Genomic DNA, 22,626 nt, shown 5'->3' on the forward strand with positions numbered 1-22,626 from the left:
TTTTACTGATTGATCTTGTTTATTATTCCCGGTATCAATTTATCAATGATCAACAGGAAGAAGAATGCAAATATACTGGCTGCTGCGGCAATCGCTATAAACAAAAGATAGTATTGTGCAGTCCACTCGAAGGCTACCTTTATTCGATGTAGCATACTTACTTTTACCTCCCGGCCTTCGAGCAAGGAGAAACGAATGGTACAGAATTCATTCTCTACATCAAAGTCACCTAACTGCACTCCGAGGCCTTGCAGCTCCTGTTCTATTTCAAGAATACGATTCTGCAAATTGATATACTCTTCAATCCGCCCGCTTTGCTTTTTTATATCCAGCAGCGACTGACGTGTAATTTCAAGTGAAGCTTTTTGAGCATTCAGATTTTTGAACTCGTTAGTCTTGTCGATCTTGGTGATTTCCTTCGAGCGGATGTTACCGATCTTGAGCATGTCGGTATACGAAGAATCAAAACTGGCAGGAGGTATACCGATGAGCAAATGCAACGAACGATTGCCACGCTTGCCTGCATTCTCTTCGTATTGAATTATACCATTCTGTTTTTTTATGTGTTCGCGAAGCTTCTTTTCATCACGATCAAAATCGGAAGACTTTGATTTTATCGTGGCGGTCTTCTCGTATTTCTGGTTAACATCAAACTCGTGCGGCTGCTGACTTTGTGCCGGACTTGATTGCTGATACGTTTTGAATTTATAGCTATCGCTGGCATAATTCCGTTTTACATCTTCAAGATTCGAGAAGAAATCAGAGAAGTATTCTTCCTGCACTTCCGAGAGGCCGGTAGAGTATCCATAGATAAAACGGAAGATGAACAGTACAAAAAATCCGATCAGCAAAATGGCGATCGTGCGTACCAGGCGCTTCTTGAAAACAATTTTCATATAGGGTTAGGAGTAGTTGATAGCTTGCCGGTTAAGAATGCAGTACACCCTCCATCTCCAACTCTTTTATAAACGTAATGTTCTCTTCGCAAATCGTGTCGGGCACGAATACAAAACGCTTATCAAAAATCTGTCTGCCTATATAATAACTTACCCAGTATTCATTGTTCAGGTGAAATACAGTCTGGTCAATCGGTTCAATCAACACAGCACTATTCGGAGCAATGGTATCGAGATAGTGGCGCAGTATAGATGTCTGCTGAGGTTCGCCATCTTTCTCACCATAGCCTTTGCTGGCCACGAGTGTATTCTCAATAGCAAAATCATTATTGTTGATGAGATATACTTTCCACTCGTCTTGCTCACCTATATTTTTTTTCCGCGCAACGGCCAGCGTTACGTTTTTTACTTCCGGTTTTTCAATGTCCTTCATCATAGCCACTCCATATCAAACTGTTCACGAAATTTTTCTTTAAGGATTTCCTGCGCTTCGCGGATATCAACTTTTTTACCAAGTTCTTTTTCCAATGAAGTCACCGCTTTATCCTGAATACCACACGGTACGATATAGGCGAAATATCGTAAGTCGGGATTAATGTTAAAAGCAAAACCATGCATGGTTACCCATCGACTTGTCTTTACACCAAGCGCGCAGATTTTGCGTGCCTTTCGTTCATTTTCAAAATCAATCCACACGCCGGTGAGTCCGGCTATCCGCCCGGCATCAATGCTATACTCTTTCAGCGTTTGTATAACTGACTCCTCCATTAAACGCATGTACTTGTGTATGTCGGTAAAGAAATTCTCGAGGTCGAGAATCGGATAGCCCACAATCTGTCCCGGACCATGATACGTAATATCGCCTCCCCGATTAATGTGGTGATAGGTAGCATGCACTGCGTTGAGCTCTTCTTTCGAAATGATCAGGTTTTTTTCGTCTCCGCTTTTACCCAATGTAAATACATGCGGATGTTCACAAAAGAGAAGATAATTATCGGTAGCCTTTTGTTGTTCAGCCGGAAGATTCCTGTTCTCTGATTTTACAGCCAGTGTTTTTTCGAACAAAGAAACCTGGTAATCCCACGCCTCCTGATAATCCTTCAACCCCAGTTCTACAAACTTTACTTTCTTATTCGGTATGCTGTTCATTGGTATTTACTTCATCTTCCAGAATATTCGACCACACATGGTAGGTTATGTTCAGGTTCAGGATTTCGCTATAGGTGATAACGAACAAATCGCCAGGCATGGAATAGTAGCGCTCATCCAGGTAACGCTCCAGGTAGCCAACGTTGCGTTCGTTACGTTTCAGATCTTCCTGCATCTTTCTGCGATATACCTGCGAAAGGTATATACGGTCAAGTCCATTGTCTTTCGACAGAAAGTAATCTTCAAGTGTACCACTATATACCAGCGGTCCTTCTCCGGTTTGCATCAATACATCAACCTGTATCAGGTCAATGTTCTTCGATTCGCCGGGTTGCTCAAGATCCAATATCTCTCCACTGAATAAATAATACCACTCGTTGTTAAGACGGAGAAACGGGTACTTGAGATCGAATCGGAATCTGCGCACAATCAATCGCATCAGCAGTCCTAATGCTACTGATACGCCTATCATGCAGACGAGGTATATCAGAAAATACAGGATGCTCTGACGGATGATTTCAAAATTGATATTGCTGCTGGATTCTGTGATGATCTGGTAAATCAACTCCAGTTGTATCTGATATGATGTGAGATGCTCAACCACAACAATACCGGCCAGCTGAAAGAATAGCGCAGGCAGAATGGCCCAGAAAATTTCATCAACGGCCGAGATCTTAAAGGATTGCTTGGCGTACGTTCCGTGAAGATAGGAGTACCGGAATGCCAGCCCGGGAATGATCAGTATAAATAGAAAAATCGACCCAAGAATGAGATTCATGCATAACCCTCCAAAAACGTTTTCTTATTTCTTATCAATCGCCTTTAACCTGACGAGCTTGAGTTCTTCTCCGTCAACTTTAATAGTGGGGCGTTCTTCTTCTGATATCATGGAACGCTCCACGAGGCGATCAGCAATAATGGCTAACATAAGCTGTTTGGCTAACTGCGGATTATCAAGAATCTTCCGTGTTCGCTTACTAATAGGTGCTTTCATAGCCTTGCCATTGTGTTCTATAAAGTTACAACGAAACAACGTTAAAACAAGTTCTATTTTTGTTTGTCCAGTTCGCTTCGCAGATATACTATAGTATCATTTGCATCCGCTTCCACACCGTTTTCTTTTGCCAGGCAATACGATATCCAGTCAGTGAGATGTATCAGGTAATAATATTGCTCCAGCAGCGATGCCCCTTCGCCAATAATATCAATAACCGGTTTCGAGTTTTTCTCAAACAGATCGCGGCTTAGTTCCATACGCTTCTCTACACGCTCATGGTCGTGATCGGAGTAAAGATATACTGCCTGCAACATCGGCATTAATACTTCCGGATAACGCCAGCCTGCAATTTCATTATGGTTTATCTCCGGGAAAGTATTTGTATGCGCCAGCTGCTTGGCGTTTTCATTTAGCTGCTGCTGAAAGCGAAGCGCCATGGCATGAAGCCGGTTGTCGCAATAAATAACAGGAAGTTTTCCTTTCAGTTTTTTGGCGATGAGTTCTGCTTCCGACTGAATTCCTTTTTCACCGCGATCTAAAAACTCAATCGCATTTTCGGTTTCTTTTATAAAGGCAGCACCAATCAGGTTGGTGTGATATAGTACATATAGCAGCGCCATCATGTTATAGGGTAACATGGCGCGCGGACTATCAGACCCCGAAGGCAACTGTATATATTGAAGATTGTATTCGCGACAGATGTCGAGGAGTTTTCCGCCGGACGCAATAGCGATTACCTGTGCACGCTTCAGCAAAGCTTTATTAAGTGCCGAAACGGTTTCTTCTGCGTTGCCGCTATAGGAGCATGCTATAAATAGGGTATGCGGACTAACAAACTGTGGAATGTTGTACGTTTTACAAACGGTGATGGGGATGGGGATGCGACCAAAGGTGAGCGACTCTACCAGGTTGGCAGCTATACCCGAAGTACCCATACCGGCTATAACAATATTACGAATATCGCTACCCGGACGATCGAGGTCCAGCGATTGTCCGATCTTCAAAGCATCTGCCAGTTGACGCGTAAAGCCTTCAATGTATTTTTTCGTAGACGACATAGTTCGTAATTTGGGTTTTCAAAGATACGATATAACAATCAAGTATAGCAGCAATTTATTTGAACAACAACCGTACCTCCACACTTCGAAACATACACACGTAAACACCTAAACACTTAAACACGTTAGCCCCTCGTGGAAAACAAAACTGCCATAGGCAAAAAAGGCGAGCAGCTTGCCGCAGAATTTCTGATAAAACAGGGATTCGAAATTGTTGTGCGAAACTACCGGTATAAACATGCTGAGATCGACCTGATCATCAAGCGCGATGACTGGCTTATTTTTGTGGAAGTTAAGGCACGCAGCTCGAACGATTTCGGGGAGCCGGAAGAATTTGTAGATGCGCGAAAAGTCAACAAAATTTTTGAAGCCGCTGAAGAGTATATCTACTCAACTGATTGGCATGGACACATTCGTTTCGATATTGTATCCGTAAAACTTGGGAAGGAGCCTGTTGTTGAACTCTTTGAGGATGCTATAAATTAAGCTTTGGGCTGCGAGTTTTGAGCTGTGAGGAATGCGTAGTATGCAAGACTGAGATACACCTTTTTCAATTATCAGCCACTTGCTATCCGCAGAGCAGATGTAGGCAGAATTTTAGTTTTCTGCGTACATCTGTCCCGATAACTATCGGGAGGGAAAGAATATTTTAGTAAAGCTCGTTGAATTTCTTTTTGCCTTCGTCCAGGAATTTCAGGAAACCCTCAACACTCTTATCGTAACCATACGGTGTAACCAGTACGCGTTCATCTTTACCTACCAGTACATAGAAAGGTTGTGCGTTGTTGTTAAGGTTCGCGATCTGCAGATCGGCATTTTGTTTACCGATAGTTTTCTTCACTTTGCTATCATACTTCGAAGTATACCATTCTGACTCCGGCAACTCTGTTTTATCATCTACATATAGCGCTACTACTATGAATTCATTTTTCAGTTTATCGAGCACCTGTGGATCAGACCATACTACGGCTTCCATCTCACGACAGTTTGTACAACCGTGTCCTGTAAAATCGATAAACACAGGTTTGTTTTGCTGACGTGCGCAGAGCATAGCCTGTTCGTAATCAAAATATCCATTTATACCATGTGGCAAGTGCAGGAAGTCGCTATACTTCGGTTCGTCACAGATCTGGTTTGGTTTGGCATTACGCGATGCAGCAATCAAATCAAAATCGTGGGTGTGCATCGGAGGTAAATATCCGGCCAGTGCTTTTAACGGGGCACCCCACATGCCCGGTGCGATATATACTACAAACACAAAAGCGATGGTAGCAAACGTGAGTCGGATGATGCTTACGCGTTTGTCTTCAGCATCTTTACCGGTATCGCCCGGCAGGCGGAAACCTTTCATCAGGTATATACCGATCAGCATAACAATCACTATCCAAATGGCAATGTTGATCTCGCGATCTAAAATTCCCCAATGGAAAGCCTGGTCTGCTATACTTAAGAATTTAAATGCCAATGCTATCTCGATAAAGCCTAATACAACCTTAACGGCATTTAACCATCCGCCCGACTTCGGCATAGAACTTAACCAGCCCGGGAAAAACGCGAACAAAGTAAAGGGTATAGCAAACGCCAGTGAGAATGCAAACATGCCAACAATCGGCTTAAGGAATTCGCCACCGGCTGAGGAGACAAGTATACTTCCTACCAGCGGGCCCGTGCACGAGAAAGAAACGAGTACGAGTGTAAACGCCATAAAGAACACACCAATCAATCCGCCTTTCTCTGATTGCTGATCAACTCTATTAATGAATGTTCCCGGTAATGTTATTTCAAACAATCCGAGGAAGGAGAGACCGAAAACAATAAACACGATAAAGAAAATCAGGTTGGGTAGCCACTCCGTTGAAAGGTGGTTCGCGGTTTCAGGCCCCATAAGGGGAGCTATCGCAGCACCAATCAAAGTATATATGATGATGATGGAAAGCCCGTATAGCAGCGCCTGGAATTTGGAACGGCCTTGTGTAAAGAAACTCACCGTCATCGGTATCATCGGAAAAACGCAAGGTGTTAGCAAGGCAGCAAGACCTGCGATGAATGCGAGTATAAAAAATCCGAGAAAGGAATTTTTAGCAGGATCTTCTTTGATCAGAGTATGATCCAGTACCGGCCCTTTAATCGGCCCATAAGTGTCATTGGATGTACTCTGTGCTGTTACCGTTTTTACGGTGTCAACCGGTGTGCTGGCGTTCTCTTTTACAGCGGCAACTTTCTCTTCTGTTTTTTCATTGTCAGTTTTTGCGCTGGTGTTTTCATTCTGCTTCGTTGGCTCGATCGCTGCACCTTCAACTTTTATAGCTCCGAATAAAAGATCACCATCAAACAAAACACATTTACCTTCTACTTCAGAACATACCTGACCTTCGTATGTACCTTTCAGAACAAGAGAAGGAGATAGTATTTTAATTTTCTGTCTGAACTCCCCAGAGCCTTCAAAGATGCGCACATCACAATCGAATATCTTGTCGTGCTTGGTCTTGTCTTGTATAGCTGCCAATGAGCCAACCAATTCATAGCTTGGATCTTTATCGAGTGTTACCGACATCGGCACAGGTCCGCAATCCGGATCAAATCCTACTGAATAGATATACCAGTTTTTTTGGATAGATGCTTTAAATACCAGCTCTATAACATCACCAACTTTATAGGATTTAGATGGAGTTTCTGCTGCAAGTTTGGCAGGCTGAAGTACCTGTGCATGGGCGACACCTGCTGATATTGCCAAAAAGAGGCAAAAAAGAATTCGTTTTAGCATGGAAAAGAAAATTGGTCGCTAAAATAGCGAACAACCATCCAAAAAAGTTCATCCTTTCGCAGAAAGGTATTACAGTGAATAAAAAGAATGATTGATTAACAAATTTTAACAAATCACAGGTCAATCACTACCTGACCTTTGAGGAGGTCTTCAAACTTCTCGCGTTCGCGGATAAGCTTTGCTTCACCATTAATGAGGAGTACTTCGGCCGGACGAACTCGCGAGTTATAATTAGAAGCCATGGAGAAACCATAAGCACCGGCATTCTTGAAGGCCAGGATATCGCCTTCGCGAACTTCATTTAAATCCCGATCGCTTCCAAAGGTATCCGTCTCACATATATAACCTACAACAGTATATCGCTGTTGGGTACCCGATGGATTTGATACATTGATGATATGATGATAGGCATCATACATCATCGGGCGAATAAGGTGGTTCAATCCTGAATTTACTCCGGCAAACGTTACAGTGGGTGTAGGCTTTACTACATTTACCTGCACCAGCATGGTGCCGGCTTCGCTTACTAAAAATTTACCGGGCTCGAGCCACAGTTCGAGGTTGCGTCCATAACGCTGGCAAAACTCGTTGAAGGCTTTGGCAAGTTTACCTCCCAGTTCCTGTATATCGGTTACTATATCTCCATCCTTATAGGCTACTTTAAAGCCGCTGCCAAAATCAAGGAAGTTCAGATCAGGAAAACTCTTGGCTGTTTCGAAAAGTACTTCGGCCGTTTTCAAAAATGCTTCTGTCTCTTTTATATCCGAACCGGTATGTATATGCAAACCGCTGATGCGAATGCCGAACGTTCTCATCAACGTAAGTATCTCTTCAAGCTGTAATACAGATATACCAAACTTTGAATTACTGTGTCCGGTAGAGATCTTGATGTTTCCTCCGGCCATAATGTTGGGGTTAAGCCTGAGGCCGCACGGGTAAGTATCTTTATAACGTGCTCCGAATTTTTGCAGGGTGGAAAGGTTATCGATGTTGATGGCTACACCGAGCGTTACCGCTTCTTCAATTTCGCTAAAGTCAACACCACTGGGTGTAAACGTTATCTCTCCCGGCAGGTAGCCAGCCCGTAGTGCAAGATGCACTTCGCCAAGCGAAACGGCTTCCATGCCTACACCATTTTTGCGCATCAGCTTCAGTATCGAGACGTTGGTAAGCGCCTTGGCGGCATACTTTATCTTTACGTTAGCCGCTGAATATGCTGATTTCAGTTTGGTGATCTGCTCGGCTATGCGGGCACCATCATACACATATAGCGGTGTGCCAAACTGGTTTGCAAGTTTAAGAACGTCAATGCCTTGGATGGTGTAAGTTCCGTTTATAAGCTCCATGCGAAATTTAAAAGGGTTCAAATATATATCAGGATTTACAGGATTTCGGGATTATCAGGATCGATTTGCAGGATTTTTATGTTGGTCTTTATACATTGAAAAAATTTCCGCGCGCGATCTTTATTTTTAATGCTTGAAAATCCCAAAGCCGCATACGTTTTTTACCTTTTTAAAATTTTCATATAACGCTCATCCGAAATGAAATTGTTCTTCCGAGAATACCTGCCGGCCGATGCCAGCGCATCAAAACAAACTTTGGTTATCCTGCACGGACTCTTTGGTTCTTCTGATAACTGGTTAACGCAGGCTCGTTTCTTATCCAACAATAACTATAAAGTATATACCATCGATCAGGCCAACCACGGCCAGTCTTACCACAGCGCTTCGTTTGATTATGCAACGATGGTAAGCGATCTGAAAGAATTTATAGACGACCAGAAACTCAAGCAGCCTGTTATACTCGGTCACTCCATGGGAGGAAAGACTGCCATGAATTTTGCGCTCGCGCATCCTGATTCGCTATCAAAACTTATTGTGGTTGATATCGCTCCGCGGTATTACGATCTTGAACACTATACGATTTTGAAAGGCCTGAACGCAATCACGATTGATACCATTACTTCACGCAATGAAGCGGATGAAGTACTCGCTGGTTATGTTCATGAATCGGACGTGCGTCAATTCCTGTTGAAAAATCTTCAGCGAAAAGCAGAGGGAGGTTTCTCGTGGAAGATCAACCTACCTCTTATAACAGAGCAGCTTGCCAACATTGGTGTAGATATGCAGTATCCGGGTAAATTTGATAAGCCCACATTGTTTATCAGGGGCAGAAGATCAAACTACGTTCGCGATAGTGACCTGGACAGAATCAAAGAAGTATTCCCACAGGCCTCACTGGAAACCATGGAGACCGGCCACTGGGTACAAGCTGAAAAACCACAAGAGTTTGTGGAGCTTGTTATGAACTGGCTTTCGTAATATATAGTATATAATTGCCACCATTGCGCATGCGGTATCTGCCTTTTCTTTCGGGTATATATACAACAGCACCAGGTCTTGTCTCAACAACCCGTGCTGAAGGATACGATGCGTTGATCTTTCAGATTGATGAATTGTATTCGCTATACCTCGACAATAAAAGAGATTGCCGGCAGGAGAACATTCACAAATATTATTGTGAAGCGAAGCTGCAGCCAGAGACGATGCGCTCGGTTAATCAATACCTGGTGAAGCAACTTGTGCAGGAGCATCCGAAGCAGTTCAAGGTAAATTATACTAATCGACAATTTATCAATACAGCAACACGCGAAGAATTTTTATGGCATGAAGACTGGCTCAACCTCAACGGTAATGCTTACGAGTCGTTGTTTGATGCATTGTGTTGCCAGGTGCAGGAAGATATAGCGATTGTTCAATTGAGTAATGATGAAGACTGGATAGCCGCTGTACATTTATGTTCTCCAAATCACTGGGCTCCGGGTGAGAAAATAGGCAGACCGTTTTCTACGGCACACGCACCGGTACCCGGCATGGAAAAAACGTTGCAGCACTATCGTAAAATGCTCGACTCTGTTATACATGCGAACACGCCCTTTACAAGATTTGCCTGGGGAATTGCAACGGATACGCGACTGAACCATCACCCGATGGCACCACCGGATAAAGACCATAGCAACTGGCAGGGACGCACACATCATGAAAACAACGGATGGTTTATACGCACGGAGCGGCAAAACCTGGTGGGGCTGGCCGATGTAAATGCGTTTTTGTTTACGATCCGCACCTATTTCTACCGCGTAGATGAATTGAATCAGCAGGAGAGGAACCTCCTCTTAAAAGCATTGCAGAGTATGTCGCCTGAAGCACTTGCGTACAAAGGACTGACAGGCTCCATCAACGTGCTTCAAGATTACCTGAAAGTATAAATGATTTTTCAGCGGGTATACGCTGTTGAGGAACTCGAGGTATAGCTATATATCGAGGTAGCGTAACAGCATATCAATGCGATCTTTTTCACCCACAACAGGTTTTGTATCCTGGTAGCGACCAATTACCTTATAGCCAAAGCGCTCGAGCGTTGCTACTACGCGAGAAAGATCCTGCTGATTGATCTTCAGTGTAAGACGAATCTTACCCGGATCAAGCGGATCTTCTTTTAAGATGCTACTTAATATCTTAGCGTGGTTCTCTTCGATCAACCGGCTTATTTCAGCGAGTGAGTAGTCGATATGATTCATCGACAACACCAGTATGCCACCGGGCATTTGCACGGCTGCCGTTTGTGCGAACGAAGTAAGCGTGTCTTGTACCGTAATAACACCGAAGTAGGTAGTGTCTTCATTGAGCACTGCCACCATCTGTAATTTATGTTCAGCAGCAACTTTCAGAATGTCGTAGAAATGCGTATCCAGCTGAACGAAACATTGCTGACCAGTGAGATTAAAGTCACGCACATTCTTTTCAATGTCGTTAGTCTCTAAAATGATCTCTTCGGAAATGAAGCCGAGCAGCTTACCATCATCTACTACAGGCAGGTAGTTGCAGCGAAATTCTTCCATCCACACGATAGCCTTGTGAGCATCGTCCGATCCCTTCAATGGAGGAATCATGTGGTTTATCAAATCTTCTGCAATCACGCTGTTGTTCTTAGTTTATATAACGCTACTGAAGTAAAAAATCTTCAACTAACTCATTGAATTTTTCAGGATGTTCCATCATCGGAGCATGACAACACTTGTCTATAAACTTCAATGTAGAATTTGGTATCAGCCTGTTAAATTCATGAGCCACCATCGGTGGTGTTATAGTATCATTCAAACCCCATACCAACAATGTAGGAGCTTTTATGTTTGGAATTTCTTCTGCCATGTTATGGCGTTGTGCCGACTTTGCAATGGCTACAATGCGCATACACTTGGGAATACTCTTCGTTATGTCGAAAACTTCGTCCACAAGTTCTTTTGATGCAACGGCCGGGTCGTAAAAAGTATAGGAAACGCGTTCCTTAATGTACTCATAATTTCCACGTTTGGGATAAGAACCTCCCATCGAATCTTCAAACAAACCTGAGCTGCCGGTAAGAATCAGTTTTTTTACTTTATCACCATTCTTCAATGTATAGATCAAACCTACGTGACCACCCAAGCTGTTTCCCATGATGATCATATCTTTCAAGCCTTTAAAAGCCACAAAGTCTTCCAAAAATTTACGCAAGCCTTCAAGTCCGGCCTCTTTTATAGGCATCTCATAGATTGGAAGCATCGGAATAACAACTCTGAAGTTTTTTGAAAAACGGTTTACTACTCCTTCCCAATTGCTGAGCGCTCCGAACAAACCGTGCAGCAAAACCAATGGCTCGCCTTGTCCTTCGTCTACAAACTTGAACCCGCTCTCTTCTTTAACCAAAATGGCCATGTCGATGAATTAATGTTGATAAGTAAGGAAAAAAAATGATCAGTATGAAAAATTTATTTTCAATGCAGCTTCCCAATACACTAAGAACAATTGCTAAAAATTGATTACTTTATATGGACTGACTTCCACTCTAACAGAATTCTGCAGGCACTTAGTTCGTCAGCAGTTTTTTTACGAGCTCGGAAATAACTTTTCCATCGGCCTGTCCTGCCAGCTTTTTGGTAACAGTACCCATTACCTTGCCCATGTCTTGCGGACCTTTCGCGCCCACTTCGTCAATCACTTTCTTTACCTCTGCTTCTATCTCTTCAGCAGAAAGTTGTTTTGGTAAGTAGCGATTTATAATATCAAGTTGTAACACTTCCTTGTCAGCCAGATCCTGTCTGCCTTGCTGCGAAAATATATCAGCAGATTCTTTACGCTGCTTGGCAGCCTTCATCAACAATTTATTTTCAACATCAGAAGATACATCACCGCTGCCACCTTTCTCGGTTTCAGCCAACAAGATGAGCGACTTGATACTGCGCAATGCTTCCAGCTCTTCTTTGTTTTTGGCTAACATCGCTTTTTTAATGTCGTTATCAATTTGTTGTTTGAGACTCATAATTTTTGTCTTTAGTATTATTTTGCGAAATCAAATTTAGCAGATCATTTTTTCCACCGAAGCGTTCTATACTCATGACCAAACTAAGCGTCAATATTAACAAAATTGCTACACTCCGAAATGCCAGAGGAGGAAATAATCCGGATGTTATCAAGGCAGCGATTGACTGTGAGCGATTTGGAGCCCAAGGTATCACAGTACATCCACGCCCGGACGAACGTCACATCCGCTATAGCGATGTTATACAATTGAAAGATGTAGTAACGACCGAGTTTAATATAGAGGGATACCCTGACGAACGTTACCTGAAAATTATACGTGAAACAAAACCGGCACAAGCAACACTGGTGCCTGATGCGCCTGATGCCATTACTTCGAATGCTGGTTGGGACACTATAAAACATGCTGCATTGCTTCGCGACATTTGTCAGGAGATTAAATCGCACGGTGCACGTGTGTCTATTTTTGTAGATCCTTCGCCTCGTATGGTGGAAGGTGCTATAGCTCTTGGGGCCGATCGTATTGAATTATATACCGAACCTTATGCCAGCGAGTTCCTCGTTAGCAAAGAGGTTGCCATTAAGCCCTATATGGAGAGTGCGCGTATAGCCAAAGAAGGTGGTATAGGTATAAATGCCGGCCATGATCTGGACCTCCACAACCTGAAATTTCTAAAACAGAATATTCCGTTTCTGGATGAAGTATCAATCGGGCATGCGTTGATTTGTGATGCGCTTTACCTCGGACTTGAAAATACCATTCAGTTATACCTGAAGCAATTGAAATAGCAGATGTTTCAAATTCTATAGCAGTAGAAAATTACTGCTATAGAATGAATGCTATATATAGGAGAGTATTTGTACTACTAAAATCTCGAGGCCACTGCAAGTCTTTTCCGGAAGGTCTTTACAGTGCCAGCGGTATCAAACACTTCGAACCACACCATATAGTAACCTATTCTGGCTCTGGAGCCATCTTCGCGGTCGCCATCCCAGCGGATAAAACCCTCTGCGCCAAGCAAAGCATTGTTGGCAAGTTCTTTTATCATTCGGCCGTTGGCATCAAATACTTTTACATTGGCTACATAACCACCCTGGTTAAATTTATACTGTATCTCTGTAAAGTCAGGCTGGCCGGTGCCCGGTGTAAAAATCTCCGGCGATACAACAACATCTTCTGATGATACAATAGATTCCGTGTGTGAATTTGAATTTATAAATCCGGGTGTAGCATAACCGCTGGTTGTGCTGGCAGATTTCCAGTTGTTACGATCGTTGGTGGGTTCGGTAAACGATATTCTTTCCAGCGAAACACCTTCAACGTCTTTAATAAAAGCAGAGTGATATTCCTTTGAATACGAGAAGTGATCCACAACTTGTTTAGCATCTGTAAGAATGGCAACGGAACCATCATCATCACTCAGGGCAGGTATATCTTTTACTTCCAGTACGTTCTCTATGCGGGTTTGTGGGTATTCGCCTTTTAGTATATCTGCATCTTCCGTTAATACAAGATAAGCACCTGGTTTCAACAGAAAGTCTGTCGCTGCAATAGGATATGGCTGGCCGGCCTGGTTATCTTCAAATGTTGAAAGAGACCAATCTTTAAGATTCAAAAATTTATCCGAGGTATTAACGATCTCAATGAAGTCTGTGCCGGTAGGGCGGGGGTTGAAGAGTATCTCGTTTATTTTTATATCCAGCGATTCTGCGTCTTCTGGCAATGCAAATTCACCGGAGGTAAAATTATTTTGAATCGTGTTGGCGTTGCAGTCATATATATCTTTTACTGTTACGGTGTAAAGTGTATTGGAGAGAATTGAATCGCTAACAGACAGCATAATGCCCCGGAGTGATCCATCCGCAAATGCGATCGACTGTATATTTACTGCAGGCCGAAAATCAAAACTACTCTGATCGGGCAATACACCCGACAATTTTTCATCAAACTGTAAAAGGATCTGGGCAGTGTTTACAGGTACTGTTGCTACTAATTTTGGTCCGGTAAGATCAGGTTTATTAGCAAAGACTGAATTCTGTTTACCAGGAGTACCACCAGTTTCATCTTCTGAGGCAGCCCAGTTATTTTCTTCTCCACATATATTCGCTGGATCGATCAATTCGAGCGACCAGCCCCCTTCTTTCTTATCATCACTTTTATACCAGGTGTCGCTATAGTTAACCGAGTCTATCGTTATTCCATCTTTATACTTCAAGACGATTTTGTCACCCGTATTATTTAACGAGGGGAAGGAAGTCAGTCCGAGTATATTTTCAGTTGTATTGTAACCGGCTACCGAAGATGCTGCTACCAGCAACACGTAACTGTTGGGAGCCAGAGTATATAATGGCAGCGTGGCAACCGAAGTACCATCGGTCAATTTCCAACCAGCGAGATTAAAGGCTTCAGCACCGCGATTATATATTTCCAGGTATTCAACTTCAGGAAGTTCCACACGTGGTGAAGGGTCTGCAAAAATTTCGGTAAAGATTATGTCTTTGTGTGTTGGTGGAGCCGGTGGTATATTAGGCTTACCGCTGACAACAAAATCATCAAAGTAAAATTTATCGGAGCGCGTGGCGGTGTAATTGCAATACACACCAAAGTAGGCAGACGAAAAATATTGGGCATCCGTGGCGCTTCCCTCCAATGTATAACTTCCGGTCAGTCCCACATCCGAGTATAATTGCCAGTTACCGGAGGCATCGCGTGTAACTTTTACTTTAGCCTCTGCCGATGCGAGATTTAGTTTACCATCGGTACCGTCAATGATCTTTGTGCGCGTGGAGCCTGATTGCTTATAGAGACTGATCTCATCGGCCGTGTTGCCAAGCATCACAAAGTATCCGCTCAGGGTATCAGAAAGATCAGGCTGACTAGACGCCAGATATACCCTTACATAGTTGGTGCTCGAAGTGTTAAACGCCAGGTGAGTGTAAAACTCCCAGCTTGCATCGTTAATGGCTCGACTTGGTAATGAAAGGTACGCGGCATCTGTAACGGCCGGAGCCTGTAATTTCAGCTGATTATTTGTAACTGAAAATTTTGTGGCGTTACCAGACCATGTCGGATTGCTCAGAAAATCGCTATCGTCAAAGCTATCAATGACTTGAGCGAACATTTGTTGGGAATAGACCAGGAAGAAAAACGTTATGAATGTGTTTTTCGTAAACGTTTTCAGAATAGAAAATATGAATATTTGTTGCATGTTTTTATTAGGCACAACGGAATAGATTACTTTTGCAAACCTTAAAACTTAAAAGTACAAAATAAAATGAAACTCGCAGTTGTAGGCGCCACCGGACTCGTGGGCCAAGAGATCCTCAAAGTAATGGAGGAACGGGATTTTAGATTTGATGAATTGTATTTAGTAGCTTCTGCTAAATCAGTAGGTCAGAAACTTAAGTTTAAGGGTAAGGAATATACTATAAAGGGGATGGAAGAAGCTGTAAAGCTTGCTCCGGATGTTGCTATATTCTCTGCTGGTGGAGGAACTTCACTGGAGTGGGCTCCTAAATTTGCTGAAGTTGGTACGATCGTGATCGACAACTCTTCTGCCTGGCGAATGGACGCGACTAAAAAATTGGTTGTTCCTGAAATCAACGGTCATGTTATCACAATAGATGATCGCATTATCGCGAATCCGAATTGCTCTACCATTCAAATGGTAATGGCGTTGGCTCCGCTGCATAAGAAATATAAGATCAAAAGAATTGTTGTTTCTACGTACCAGTCTGTAACCGGTACCGGTAAAGATGCAGTTCAACAAATGATGGACGAGCGCAAAGGCATTGATGGTCCTAAAGTTTATCCACACCCGATCGATATGAACGCGCTTCCACACATCGATTCGTTCCTTGACAATGGTTATACCAAAGAGGAAATGAAGATGGTGAATGAAACGCGCAAGATTCTTAACGACAATACCATTGGCGTTACTTCTACTACAGTGCGTATTCCTTCAGTAGGCGGTCACTCAGAAGCTGTTAACGTAGAGTTTTACGAAGACTTCAAGCTGAGCGAAGTACGTTCCATACTTGCTGATACTCCGGGCGTAATTGTTCAAGATGATCCGAAGAACAACATTTACCCGATGCCGATCAATTCACATGGTCGTGATGAAGTATTTGTAGGTCGTCTGCGCAGAGATGAATCACAACCTAACACATTAAACATGTGGATCGTTGCTGATAATCTCCGTAAAGGTGCCGCTACCAACGCAGTGCAGATCGCTGAGTTTATGTTAGAGAAAAGTCTAGTGGCCGAGTAACAACAAAGCACTGACAGATATAAAAAAGGTCATCTAAACAGATGACCTTTCTTTTTTACCGGCCGTACGAATCGTAATTTTCTTCGTAGTATTCTTCGTACCGGTATATAAGATCAATGTTCTGCACTTCTATATCCGTTAGTTGTTCGCGGATGTCAACCCCCATCGGTATATACCATGAAGTTGAATCGAATCGTGCACGCATCTCTTTATCTTTAAAGGAATATCCATGGCGTGCATAAATTTCATTTCGCATCACTTCGAGTTCCTCCTCTAACATATTTTCCACATCCGCTTCTCCCAGCAGCTCGCTCGAAGCCTGCGGATAGATTCCTGCGTCTGTGTTATACTCGAATGCTTTTTTCGTTAAAGTGAACTTCTTTGATGTAGCGGCACCTTTCTTAAAGGGTGCCCATGAGCCTTTCATTACCCCTTGGTTCGTGTTGACCATAAAATGAAATTCGCCATCATATTGATCCGTTCCGGGTTCCTTCATCTGAAAGGTATATATGGAATCTCCCGTCACAGATACTTTTCCTTCTATAGGTCTATAGTTGCCTGCACATACGGTATAGCCGATTGCCTGATCGTTTGCTATACCGGCCAGCGCTATATTAATTTTGTTTTTTCCGAATGCACCAACCCAATACCCGACAATCGGCAGCGATTTGTTTTTCTCCATCTGCTCGATAGCTTGCTCTATCTTCTCCTGCTCGGTTGATTTTTCCGGACCAATCTTTCTTGCATCGATCTTGACAGGTTTCATAACCGATGTTGTATCATCAGAAGTCGGATCGCTGGCGGCTGTTTTATTTTCTGTGGTTTCCTTTTTACCACACGATGCCAGGAAAAAAAGAAAAACGAAGCTATACCCGAAAAGACTTTTCATGAATGAATTTCTGGTTTGATTTTAATTTTAAGTTAAGGAGATTTATACTTCCGATCATGAAAGCAACTAAAATTATTCGTTATGCTCTGCTCTTGTTCTTTACGCTATTGATGATTCGTATAACGTTGCCCTATCTTTCGTTGGAGACGGATATTAAATTTCTAAACTTAAAGCAGTGGATCATTCACAATCCTGTTTGGAAGGTGTCTTTCTTTATACATGTGCTCTCCAGTATATTTCTTTTGATTGCCGGATTTACGCAGTTTTATGATCCACTTCGGAAATTCTCTACCGTTCACCGAATGGTTGGCAAAATATATATCCTGATCATCGTATTTATATCCGGACCAGCAAGTTTCGTTATGGCGCTATATGCAAATGGAGGAATGCCCTCGCAGATTGCCTTTAGCGTACTCAGTATACTTTGGATTTTCTTTACTGCGAAAGCCTGGATTGAAATTGGGAAACAGAACTATATAGAGCACGGAAATTTTATGTTGCGCAGTTATGCACTAACACTTTCTGCACTGACACTGCGCGCATGGAAGTATATTATTGTATTGGTTTTCCACCCACATCCGATGGATGGCTATATGATTGTTGCCTGGCTGGGATGGATACCGAATCTGCTGATTGCCGAGTGGCTGATACGAAGAAAAGCTGCTGCAGAAATCTTAACCGTTAACAAAAAATAAAGCCTGACCACCGCGGCCAGGCTTTTCTCTCTGTTTGCAAGCGGAGAGTTTGAAGATCTTTTACTTTCCGAAATCTACAGTTGGAGCTTTTTCTGAACCCGCTGCAGCTTCAAAATATCCCTTCGGTGTAAATCCATACATACCGGCAAGCATATTATTCGGGAAGCGCTTGATATATACATTGTACGGCTGAACCACTTCATTGAAGCGAGTTCTAGCTACTGTAATTCTATTCTCGGTACCTTCAAGCTGAGCCTGAAGATCAAGGAAATTCTGGTTGGCTTTCAACTCAGGATAATTTTCGGCTACTACTAAAAGGCGACTCAAAGCAGAGCTCAAACCATTTTGTGCCTGTTGAAATTGCTGAAGTTGCTCCGGAGTAATATTGCTCGGATCGATCTTTACCTGTGTAGCGCTGGCACGGGCCTCCACTACTTTGGTAAGTGTTTCCTGTTCAAAATTAGCATAGCCCTTTACAGTGTTTACCAGGTTCGGAATAAGATCAGCTCTGCGCTGATATTGTGTTTCAACCTGAGCCCACTCTTTTGGAATGTTTTCCTGCAGTTCAACCATGGTGTTGTAACGGCCTGCAAAAAAACCATACAGAATCAAAACTAGAAGAAGAATGACCCCGATAACAATTAGTCCTTTTTTCATATTGTGAATTATCTCAATTTAAAATTAACGAAAACTGCGCTGATACTATATTTCAACGCTTTTTCTTTTTACTAGCTGAAGACGTCTATATCCTTTATTTTATTGTAGATCTTCAGCAAAGCCCCTTTAGCAAGCAAGAAACGAAACACACTCAGGTTAGTTTGCCTTTTGCCAGAATTTATATTCTAAATAAATGTTACTGATTGGAACCTTCTGTCATTTTCTCAGCACTGTCTGCTATACGAAGCTGCTCTATAAAATCATCAAGCTCTCCGTTCATTACAGCGGGCAGATTATATACCGTATAGCCTATGCGATGGTCCGTAACACGGCTTTGCGGGTAATTATAGGTTCTTATTTTTTCAGAACGATCTCCGCTTCTTACCAACGATCTTCTCGCAGTACCTAACTCATTTTGCTGTTTCTCTACTTCTATTTCATAGAGTTTTGTTTTCAGCATTTGCAACGCACGCTCACGGTTACCGTGCTGCGAACGTTCTACCTGGCAGGTAATAACTATACCGGATGGTTTGTGCGTTAACTGTACTTTTGTTTCAACCTTGTTTACGTTCTGTCCACCGGCACCGCTCGAGCGTGCGGTCTGTATCTCTATATCTGCCGGGTTAATAACAACTTCTTCCACGTCTTCAACTTCCGGAAGCGCTACCACAGATGCGGCTGATGTGTGCACGCGACCTTGTTGTTCTGTAGCCGGTACACGCTGTACACGGTGTACACCGGATTCAAATTTTAACAAGCCGTAAGCACCTTCGCCACTTACGCTGCTGATTACTTCTTTATAGCCACCGGCTGTACCTTCTGTTACATCGAGCACGGCCATTTTCAATCCACGTTTATCGCAGAAGCGTTGATACATTCTCCAAAGGTCTCCGGCAAAAATTGCAGCCTCATCACCACCTGTACCTGCACGGATTTCGAGCAGTACATTTTTATCATCGTTGGGATCTTTCGGAATGAGCAGTTCTTTCAACTGACCATCAAATTCTTCAATCTTCGGCTCGAGCTCATCGATTTCCATTTTGGCAAGCTCGCGCAACTCCGGGTCTTTTTCTTTTTCCAAAACCTCTTTCGCCTGCTGCAGGTGGCCACGTGCATCTTTATACTGGTTGTACTTAACAACAATTTTTTCGAGGTCTCTGTATTCTTTGCTGAGCTGCGAAAATTTTTTGATATCATTAACGGTGTCCGGTTGCGCCAGGAGCAGGCCCACTTCCTCAAACCGCAGCTTAATTTCTTCGAGTTTTTCGATCATATTCTAAAATCAGTCGGCAAAGGTAGCTAATAGATACGATACATCAGATGGATGAAACAAACACTCTGATGAACCCGCTACCAATTTGGATTTTGACGTCTGCCACCTGAAATTTACAGCCATGAAGAAGGTCATTTTTTTCGCATTGGTGGTGTTAACGGCTTGTGGTGGCAGATTGTCTGACGAGCAACGCAAGCGCTTACACGAAGGCATGGAAGAACAGAAAATTGTGAAGCTCAGCGATTCTGATATTGTAACAGCCGCATTGACTAAAGGGCAGACTGTTTTTGCAGCGCTTCAAAAAGTGAAATTCGATTCAACAAAAGTTGATTCCATCGCCGGCGAATACGAAGTGAAAATCCATTGGACAGTTCCTGGTAAAAGTACAGCCGACCTGATCGAGCAACAACTGATAGAGGCGTATGTAGCCGGCATGGTAACAGGTTCCGTTCAGGACAATATTCAAAAATTATATACTGACGATAAACAAAATGAATACGAAGAGTTGCTGTACTCCAAGCCTATTGTTATGCCCATGCCCGATGGTATAGAACAACTGCAGGGCGTGTGGCATATTTATATAACGAAGAAGCAAGCAGTATTAGCAGCCACTAAAAAGTAAATCAAGGGCAGGCACCTTTAGTCCAGGAAGTAACGCCCGATCCTTCTGCTATACATTCGTTCTGATACGTTTGGTGGTTGCAACCACACACTGGGTCAACAACCTGGGGGCAGGCCACTACATCTTTAATCTTCGATGGATCGATACAAGACCTGCTGTCATTGTCATCATCATCACACGCGAGTAATCCCAGCATTACAAAAAACAGTATTAATATCTTTTTCATGTTCTGGCTCCTCCGGTGAGGTATATAAAAAGAATCATGCCCGTCTTCATAAAAATTAAATAAGCGGTAACCCTTACCAGGAGGCTGTTCTTTATTTTTGAAGAGAATCATTAACCTTTAAACCTGATTATGATAAGGAGATCTTTACAGCAGCTTTTAATTACGCTGCCTGCGCTCATACCGGGCGTTGTGCTGGCACAGCAACCCGAAAAGATTGATACCGCGATGGTATCAAAAATAAAACGTGAAGGAATGGACCATTCGCAAGTGATGGACATTCTGAGTATGCTCACGGATATTCACGGACCGCGTCTAACCAACTCGCCCGGGTATAAAAAAGCAGCCGATTATGCAAAGTCTACATTGGAATCGTGGGGCGTACAAAATGTACACTTCGATACATGGGAAGAAGACTTCGGTCGCGGCTGGCAGTTGAAGAAATTTAGCTTGCAGAATACGGGGCCGGTATATTTCCCGGTAATCGCGTACCCAAAAGCGTGGACCCCCGGAGTAAAAGGAACAGTAAGTGCTGAAGCCGTTTACCTCGATATAAAAAAAGAAGAAGATCTGAATCAGTATAAAGGAAAGCTGAAAGGCAAAATTGTTCTCTTTAGTCTGCCAACACCGGTAAAGCCCGGCTTCAAAGCTGATGCTTCGCGATTGAATGATTCAACGTTGCTTCAAATGGCTAATGCGGATGTGAGCGAATCATTTAGTGGCAGAAGATTTCAGGCACCCACAGAGCCACAACGGTTGGCCTACCTGAAATGGGACCTCTGCCAGAAAGAAGGTGCTATTGCTGTATTGGAAGCAAGTTCATCGGCACGCCTGGAGGATGGTACATTAACCGTCTCTGCCGCTACCATCCCATATCCTGCTGAAACACCTTTCAGCAAACGTGTATCGGCTTATAAAGCAAATGCCCCTAAAATTCTTCCACAGGTTGTAGTTGCTGCCGAACACTATAACCGCATGCTTCGTCAGATTCAAAAAGGACAAACTGTAAAGCTGGAACTCACGCTTGAGACAGAGTTCACGCCATCAGCCCCAGGCTATAATGTTATCGGAGAAATTCCGGGAAGCGATTTGAAAGATGAAGTTGTAATGATTGGTGCTCACCTGGACTCGTGGCATAGCGGCACGGGTACTACTGATAATGCCGCAGGCTCCGCAGTGATGATGGAAGCGATGCGCATTTTAAAATCATTAGGCGTAACACCAAAGCGTACTATACGCATTGCGTTGTGGGGTGGTGAGGAACAAGGATTACTCGGTTCACGCTCGTATGTAAAACGAACTTATGGCGAGCGTCTTGATAAAGCTTATCCTTACGATTCTGTTCAACTGAAACCAGGTGCAGAGAAATTTTCAGTGTACCTGAATATGGACAATGGTACCGGTAAATTTCGCGGAGTATATCTGCAAGGTAATAACAACGTTGCGCCGGTATTCCGCAGCTGGTTAAAACCTTTTAACAAAATGGGAGCCTCTACATTAACGTTGCAGAATACAGGAGGAACAGATCACCTTTCGTTTGATGCTATCGGGTTACCCGGATTTCAATTCATTCAAGACCCGATCGAGTATGGAACGCGTACGCACCACACCAGCATGGACTTGTATGACAAAGCTCTTGAACCGGATCTGAAACACAACGCTACCATGATTGCTGCATTTGCATGGCTCGCTGCAAACCGTGACGGACTGATTCCGAGAAAATAACAGGAAGAATTTACAGTATTATAAAACAAAGCCTTCTGTGATAC

Annotated in this window: 24 protein-coding genes; 8 read left to right on the plus strand and 16 right to left on the minus strand. The window is 43.1% G+C overall.

The window, feature by feature from the left end; genetic code table 11:
* Positions 1 to 2 precede the first annotated feature (2 nt).
* The 6 genes from ACFQ21_RS23345 to ACFQ21_RS23370 are packed head-to-tail and all read right to left on the minus strand — an operon-like array spanning position 3 to position 4,100.
* On the minus strand, positions 3 to 896 hold the full coding sequence (locus ACFQ21_RS23345) for a DUF4349 domain-containing protein (RefSeq protein ID WP_377583225.1): 894 nt from the start codon (positions 894 to 896) through the stop codon (positions 3 to 5).
* A gap of 31 nt (positions 897 to 927) precedes the next feature.
* Entirely contained in the window at positions 928 to 1,332 is a 405-nt protein-coding gene (locus ACFQ21_RS23350; RefSeq protein ID WP_377583227.1) for a hypothetical protein, read from the minus strand.
* Positions 1,329 to 2,045: a lipoyl(octanoyl) transferase LipB gene (gene lipB / locus ACFQ21_RS23355; protein WP_377583229.1), complete on the minus strand. Its 717-nt coding sequence runs from the start codon at positions 2,043 to 2,045 to the stop codon at positions 1,329 to 1,331. Before lipB ends, ACFQ21_RS23350 begins: the two co-directional genes overlap by 4 nt.
* A complete protein-coding gene (locus ACFQ21_RS23360) occupies positions 2,026 to 2,823 on the minus strand; it encodes a hypothetical protein (protein WP_377583231.1) in 798 nt (265 codons plus the stop codon). Before ACFQ21_RS23360 ends, lipB begins: the two co-directional genes overlap by 20 nt.
* Before the next feature lie 24 nt (positions 2,824 to 2,847).
* Positions 2,848 to 3,039 (minus strand): hypothetical protein, encoded by a 192-nt coding sequence (locus ACFQ21_RS23365; RefSeq protein WP_377583233.1) that lies wholly within the window; start codon positions 3,037 to 3,039, stop codon positions 2,848 to 2,850.
* A 53-nt stretch (positions 3,040 to 3,092) separates the two neighbouring features.
* Entirely contained in the window at positions 3,093 to 4,100 is a 1,008-nt protein-coding gene (locus ACFQ21_RS23370; RefSeq protein ID WP_377583235.1) for a bifunctional phosphoglucose/phosphomannose isomerase, read from the minus strand.
* A gap of 135 nt (positions 4,101 to 4,235) precedes the next feature.
* Here ACFQ21_RS23370 and ACFQ21_RS23375 point away from each other — a divergent pair, with 135 nt between their 5' ends.
* Positions 4,236 to 4,586, plus strand: coding sequence for a YraN family protein (locus tag ACFQ21_RS23375; RefSeq protein WP_377583237.1), 351 nt, complete (start codon positions 4,236 to 4,238; stop codon positions 4,584 to 4,586).
* A 163-nt stretch (positions 4,587 to 4,749) separates the two neighbouring features.
* Here ACFQ21_RS23375 and ACFQ21_RS23380 read toward each other — a convergent pair whose 3' ends face one another.
* Positions 4,750 to 6,834, minus strand: coding sequence for a protein-disulfide reductase DsbD family protein (locus ACFQ21_RS23380; RefSeq protein WP_377583239.1), 2,085 nt, complete (start codon positions 6,832 to 6,834; stop codon positions 4,750 to 4,752).
* A gap of 143 nt (positions 6,835 to 6,977) precedes the next feature.
* Positions 6,978 to 8,210: a diaminopimelate decarboxylase gene (gene lysA / locus ACFQ21_RS23385; RefSeq protein ID WP_377583241.1), complete on the minus strand. Its 1,233-nt coding sequence runs from the start codon at positions 8,208 to 8,210 to the stop codon at positions 6,978 to 6,980.
* A gap of 198 nt (positions 8,211 to 8,408) precedes the next feature.
* Between lysA and ACFQ21_RS23390 the strand changes: the two genes are divergently transcribed.
* On the plus strand, positions 8,409 to 9,188 hold the full coding sequence (locus ACFQ21_RS23390) for an alpha/beta fold hydrolase (protein ID WP_377583243.1): 780 nt from the start codon (positions 8,409 to 8,411) through the stop codon (positions 9,186 to 9,188).
* Between the two features lie 29 nt (positions 9,189 to 9,217).
* Complete coding sequence (locus ACFQ21_RS23395; protein WP_377583245.1) at positions 9,218 to 10,135, plus strand: heme-dependent oxidative N-demethylase subunit alpha family protein; 918 nt, start codon at positions 9,218 to 9,220, stop codon at positions 10,133 to 10,135.
* Positions 10,136 to 10,180: 45 nt separating this feature from the next.
* Here ACFQ21_RS23395 and ACFQ21_RS23400 read toward each other — a convergent pair whose 3' ends face one another.
* The 3 genes from ACFQ21_RS23400 to ACFQ21_RS23410 all read right to left on the minus strand — a co-directional run bounded on the left by ACFQ21_RS23400 (position 10,181) and on the right by ACFQ21_RS23410 (position 12,228).
* On the minus strand, positions 10,181 to 10,819 hold the full coding sequence (locus tag ACFQ21_RS23400) for a CBS domain-containing protein (RefSeq protein WP_377583247.1): 639 nt from the start codon (positions 10,817 to 10,819) through the stop codon (positions 10,181 to 10,183).
* A gap of 52 nt (positions 10,820 to 10,871) precedes the next feature.
* Positions 10,872 to 11,624, minus strand: coding sequence for an alpha/beta fold hydrolase (locus ACFQ21_RS23405; RefSeq protein ID WP_377583249.1), 753 nt, complete (start codon positions 11,622 to 11,624; stop codon positions 10,872 to 10,874).
* 151 nt (positions 11,625 to 11,775) lie between these two features.
* Positions 11,776 to 12,228, minus strand: coding sequence for a GatB/YqeY domain-containing protein (locus ACFQ21_RS23410; RefSeq protein ID WP_377583251.1), 453 nt, complete (start codon positions 12,226 to 12,228; stop codon positions 11,776 to 11,778).
* A 74-nt stretch (positions 12,229 to 12,302) separates the two neighbouring features.
* On the opposite strand from ACFQ21_RS23410, the gene ACFQ21_RS23415 reads away from it, so the two are divergent.
* Positions 12,303 to 13,016, plus strand: a complete 714-nt coding sequence (locus ACFQ21_RS23415; RefSeq protein ID WP_377583253.1) for a pyridoxine 5'-phosphate synthase — start codon at positions 12,303 to 12,305, stop codon at positions 13,014 to 13,016.
* A 77-nt stretch (positions 13,017 to 13,093) separates the two neighbouring features.
* Here ACFQ21_RS23415 and ACFQ21_RS23420 read toward each other — a convergent pair whose 3' ends face one another.
* On the minus strand, positions 13,094 to 15,349 hold the full coding sequence (locus ACFQ21_RS23420; protein ID WP_377583255.1) for a lamin tail domain-containing protein: 2,256 nt from the start codon (positions 15,347 to 15,349) through the stop codon (positions 13,094 to 13,096).
* Positions 15,350 to 15,502: 153 nt separating this feature from the next.
* On the opposite strand from ACFQ21_RS23420, the gene ACFQ21_RS23425 reads away from it, so the two are divergent.
* Positions 15,503 to 16,498: an aspartate-semialdehyde dehydrogenase gene (locus ACFQ21_RS23425; RefSeq protein WP_377583257.1), complete on the plus strand. Its 996-nt coding sequence runs from the start codon at positions 15,503 to 15,505 to the stop codon at positions 16,496 to 16,498.
* Between the two features lie 55 nt (positions 16,499 to 16,553).
* Here the strand turns inward: ACFQ21_RS23425 and ACFQ21_RS23430 are convergent, their stop codons facing one another.
* On the minus strand, positions 16,554 to 17,387 hold the full coding sequence (locus tag ACFQ21_RS23430; protein ID WP_377583259.1) for a YARHG domain-containing protein: 834 nt from the start codon (positions 17,385 to 17,387) through the stop codon (positions 16,554 to 16,556).
* Positions 17,388 to 17,443: 56 nt separating this feature from the next.
* Between ACFQ21_RS23430 and ACFQ21_RS23435 the strand changes: the two genes are divergently transcribed.
* Complete coding sequence (locus ACFQ21_RS23435; RefSeq protein WP_377583261.1) at positions 17,444 to 18,082, plus strand: DUF2306 domain-containing protein; 639 nt, start codon at positions 17,444 to 17,446, stop codon at positions 18,080 to 18,082.
* A gap of 60 nt (positions 18,083 to 18,142) precedes the next feature.
* Here ACFQ21_RS23435 and ACFQ21_RS23440 read toward each other — a convergent pair whose 3' ends face one another.
* Positions 18,143 to 18,739: a LemA family protein gene (locus ACFQ21_RS23440; RefSeq protein ID WP_377583263.1), complete on the minus strand. Its 597-nt coding sequence runs from the start codon at positions 18,737 to 18,739 to the stop codon at positions 18,143 to 18,145.
* A gap of 196 nt (positions 18,740 to 18,935) precedes the next feature.
* The gene (gene prfA, locus ACFQ21_RS23445) at positions 18,936 to 20,012 is read right to left on the minus strand and encodes a peptide chain release factor 1 (RefSeq protein ID WP_377583265.1); all 1,077 of its coding nucleotides are present in this window, start codon (positions 20,010 to 20,012) and stop codon (positions 18,936 to 18,938) included.
* Between the two features lie 121 nt (positions 20,013 to 20,133).
* Between prfA and ACFQ21_RS23450 the strand changes: the two genes are divergently transcribed.
* Positions 20,134 to 20,634: a hypothetical protein gene (locus tag ACFQ21_RS23450; RefSeq protein ID WP_377583267.1), complete on the plus strand. Its 501-nt coding sequence runs from the start codon at positions 20,134 to 20,136 to the stop codon at positions 20,632 to 20,634.
* A 1-nt stretch (position 20,635) separates the two neighbouring features.
* Here ACFQ21_RS23450 and ACFQ21_RS23455 read toward each other — a convergent pair whose 3' ends face one another.
* Positions 20,636 to 20,860: a Kazal-type serine protease inhibitor family protein gene (locus ACFQ21_RS23455; RefSeq protein WP_377583269.1), complete on the minus strand. Its 225-nt coding sequence runs from the start codon at positions 20,858 to 20,860 to the stop codon at positions 20,636 to 20,638.
* Between the two features lie 129 nt (positions 20,861 to 20,989).
* Between ACFQ21_RS23455 and ACFQ21_RS23460 the strand changes: the two genes are divergently transcribed.
* Positions 20,990 to 22,582: a M20/M25/M40 family metallo-hydrolase gene (locus ACFQ21_RS23460; RefSeq protein ID WP_377583271.1), complete on the plus strand. Its 1,593-nt coding sequence runs from the start codon at positions 20,990 to 20,992 to the stop codon at positions 22,580 to 22,582.
* Positions 22,583 to 22,626 lie beyond the last annotated feature (44 nt).

It is taken from the genome of Ohtaekwangia kribbensis (genome assembly GCF_042676245.1).
Classification (GTDB): domain Bacteria; phylum Bacteroidota; class Bacteroidia; order Cytophagales; family Cyclobacteriaceae; genus Ohtaekwangia; species Ohtaekwangia kribbensis.

What these genes read in the sequence shown, in the direction of transcription:
- ACFQ21_RS23345 (WP_377583225.1), bottom strand. Translation starts at nt 896, where the DNA reads ATGAAAATTGTTTTCAAGAAGCGCCTGGTACGCACGATCGCCATTTTG.
- ACFQ21_RS23350 (WP_377583227.1), bottom strand. Translation starts at nt 1,332, where the DNA reads ATGATGAAGGACATTGAAAAACCGGAAGTAAAAAACGTAACGCTGGCC.
- lipB (WP_377583229.1), bottom strand. Translation starts at nt 2,045, where the DNA reads ATGAACAGCATACCGAATAAGAAAGTAAAGTTTGTAGAACTGGGGTTG.
- ACFQ21_RS23360 (WP_377583231.1), bottom strand. Translation starts at nt 2,823, where the DNA reads ATGAATCTCATTCTTGGGTCGATTTTTCTATTTATACTGATCATTCCC.
- ACFQ21_RS23365 (WP_377583233.1), bottom strand. Translation starts at nt 3,039, where the DNA reads ATGAAAGCACCTATTAGTAAGCGAACACGGAAGATTCTTGATAATCCG.
- ACFQ21_RS23370 (WP_377583235.1), bottom strand. Translation starts at nt 4,100, where the DNA reads ATGTCGTCTACGAAAAAATACATTGAAGGCTTTACGCGTCAACTGGCA.
- lysA (WP_377583241.1), bottom strand. Translation starts at nt 8,210, where the DNA reads ATGGAGCTTATAAACGGAACTTACACCATCCAAGGCATTGACGTTCTT.
- ACFQ21_RS23390 (WP_377583243.1), top strand. Translation starts at nt 8,409, where the DNA reads ATGAAATTGTTCTTCCGAGAATACCTGCCGGCCGATGCCAGCGCATCA.
- ACFQ21_RS23395 (WP_377583245.1), top strand. Translation starts at nt 9,218, where the DNA reads ATGCGGTATCTGCCTTTTCTTTCGGGTATATATACAACAGCACCAGGT.
- ACFQ21_RS23400 (WP_377583247.1), bottom strand. Translation starts at nt 10,819, where the DNA reads ATGATTCCTCCATTGAAGGGATCGGACGATGCTCACAAGGCTATCGTG.
- ACFQ21_RS23405 (WP_377583249.1), bottom strand. Translation starts at nt 11,624, where the DNA reads ATGGCCATTTTGGTTAAAGAAGAGAGCGGGTTCAAGTTTGTAGACGAA.
- ACFQ21_RS23410 (WP_377583251.1), bottom strand. Translation starts at nt 12,228, where the DNA reads ATGAGTCTCAAACAACAAATTGATAACGACATTAAAAAAGCGATGTTA.
- ACFQ21_RS23415 (WP_377583253.1), top strand. Translation starts at nt 12,303, where the DNA reads ATGACCAAACTAAGCGTCAATATTAACAAAATTGCTACACTCCGAAAT.
- ACFQ21_RS23420 (WP_377583255.1), bottom strand. Translation starts at nt 15,349, where the DNA reads ATGTTCGCTCAAGTCATTGATAGCTTTGACGATAGCGATTTTCTGAGC.
- ACFQ21_RS23425 (WP_377583257.1), top strand. Translation starts at nt 15,503, where the DNA reads ATGAAACTCGCAGTTGTAGGCGCCACCGGACTCGTGGGCCAAGAGATC.
- ACFQ21_RS23430 (WP_377583259.1), bottom strand. Translation starts at nt 17,387, where the DNA reads ATGAAAAGTCTTTTCGGGTATAGCTTCGTTTTTCTTTTTTTCCTGGCA.
- ACFQ21_RS23435 (WP_377583261.1), top strand. Translation starts at nt 17,444, where the DNA reads ATGAAAGCAACTAAAATTATTCGTTATGCTCTGCTCTTGTTCTTTACG.
- ACFQ21_RS23440 (WP_377583263.1), bottom strand. Translation starts at nt 18,739, where the DNA reads ATGAAAAAAGGACTAATTGTTATCGGGGTCATTCTTCTTCTAGTTTTG.
- prfA (WP_377583265.1), bottom strand. Translation starts at nt 20,012, where the DNA reads ATGATCGAAAAACTCGAAGAAATTAAGCTGCGGTTTGAGGAAGTGGGC.
- ACFQ21_RS23450 (WP_377583267.1), top strand. Translation starts at nt 20,134, where the DNA reads ATGAAGAAGGTCATTTTTTTCGCATTGGTGGTGTTAACGGCTTGTGGT.
- ACFQ21_RS23455 (WP_377583269.1), bottom strand. Translation starts at nt 20,860, where the DNA reads ATGAAAAAGATATTAATACTGTTTTTTGTAATGCTGGGATTACTCGCG.
- ACFQ21_RS23460 (WP_377583271.1), top strand. Translation starts at nt 20,990, where the DNA reads ATGATAAGGAGATCTTTACAGCAGCTTTTAATTACGCTGCCTGCGCTC.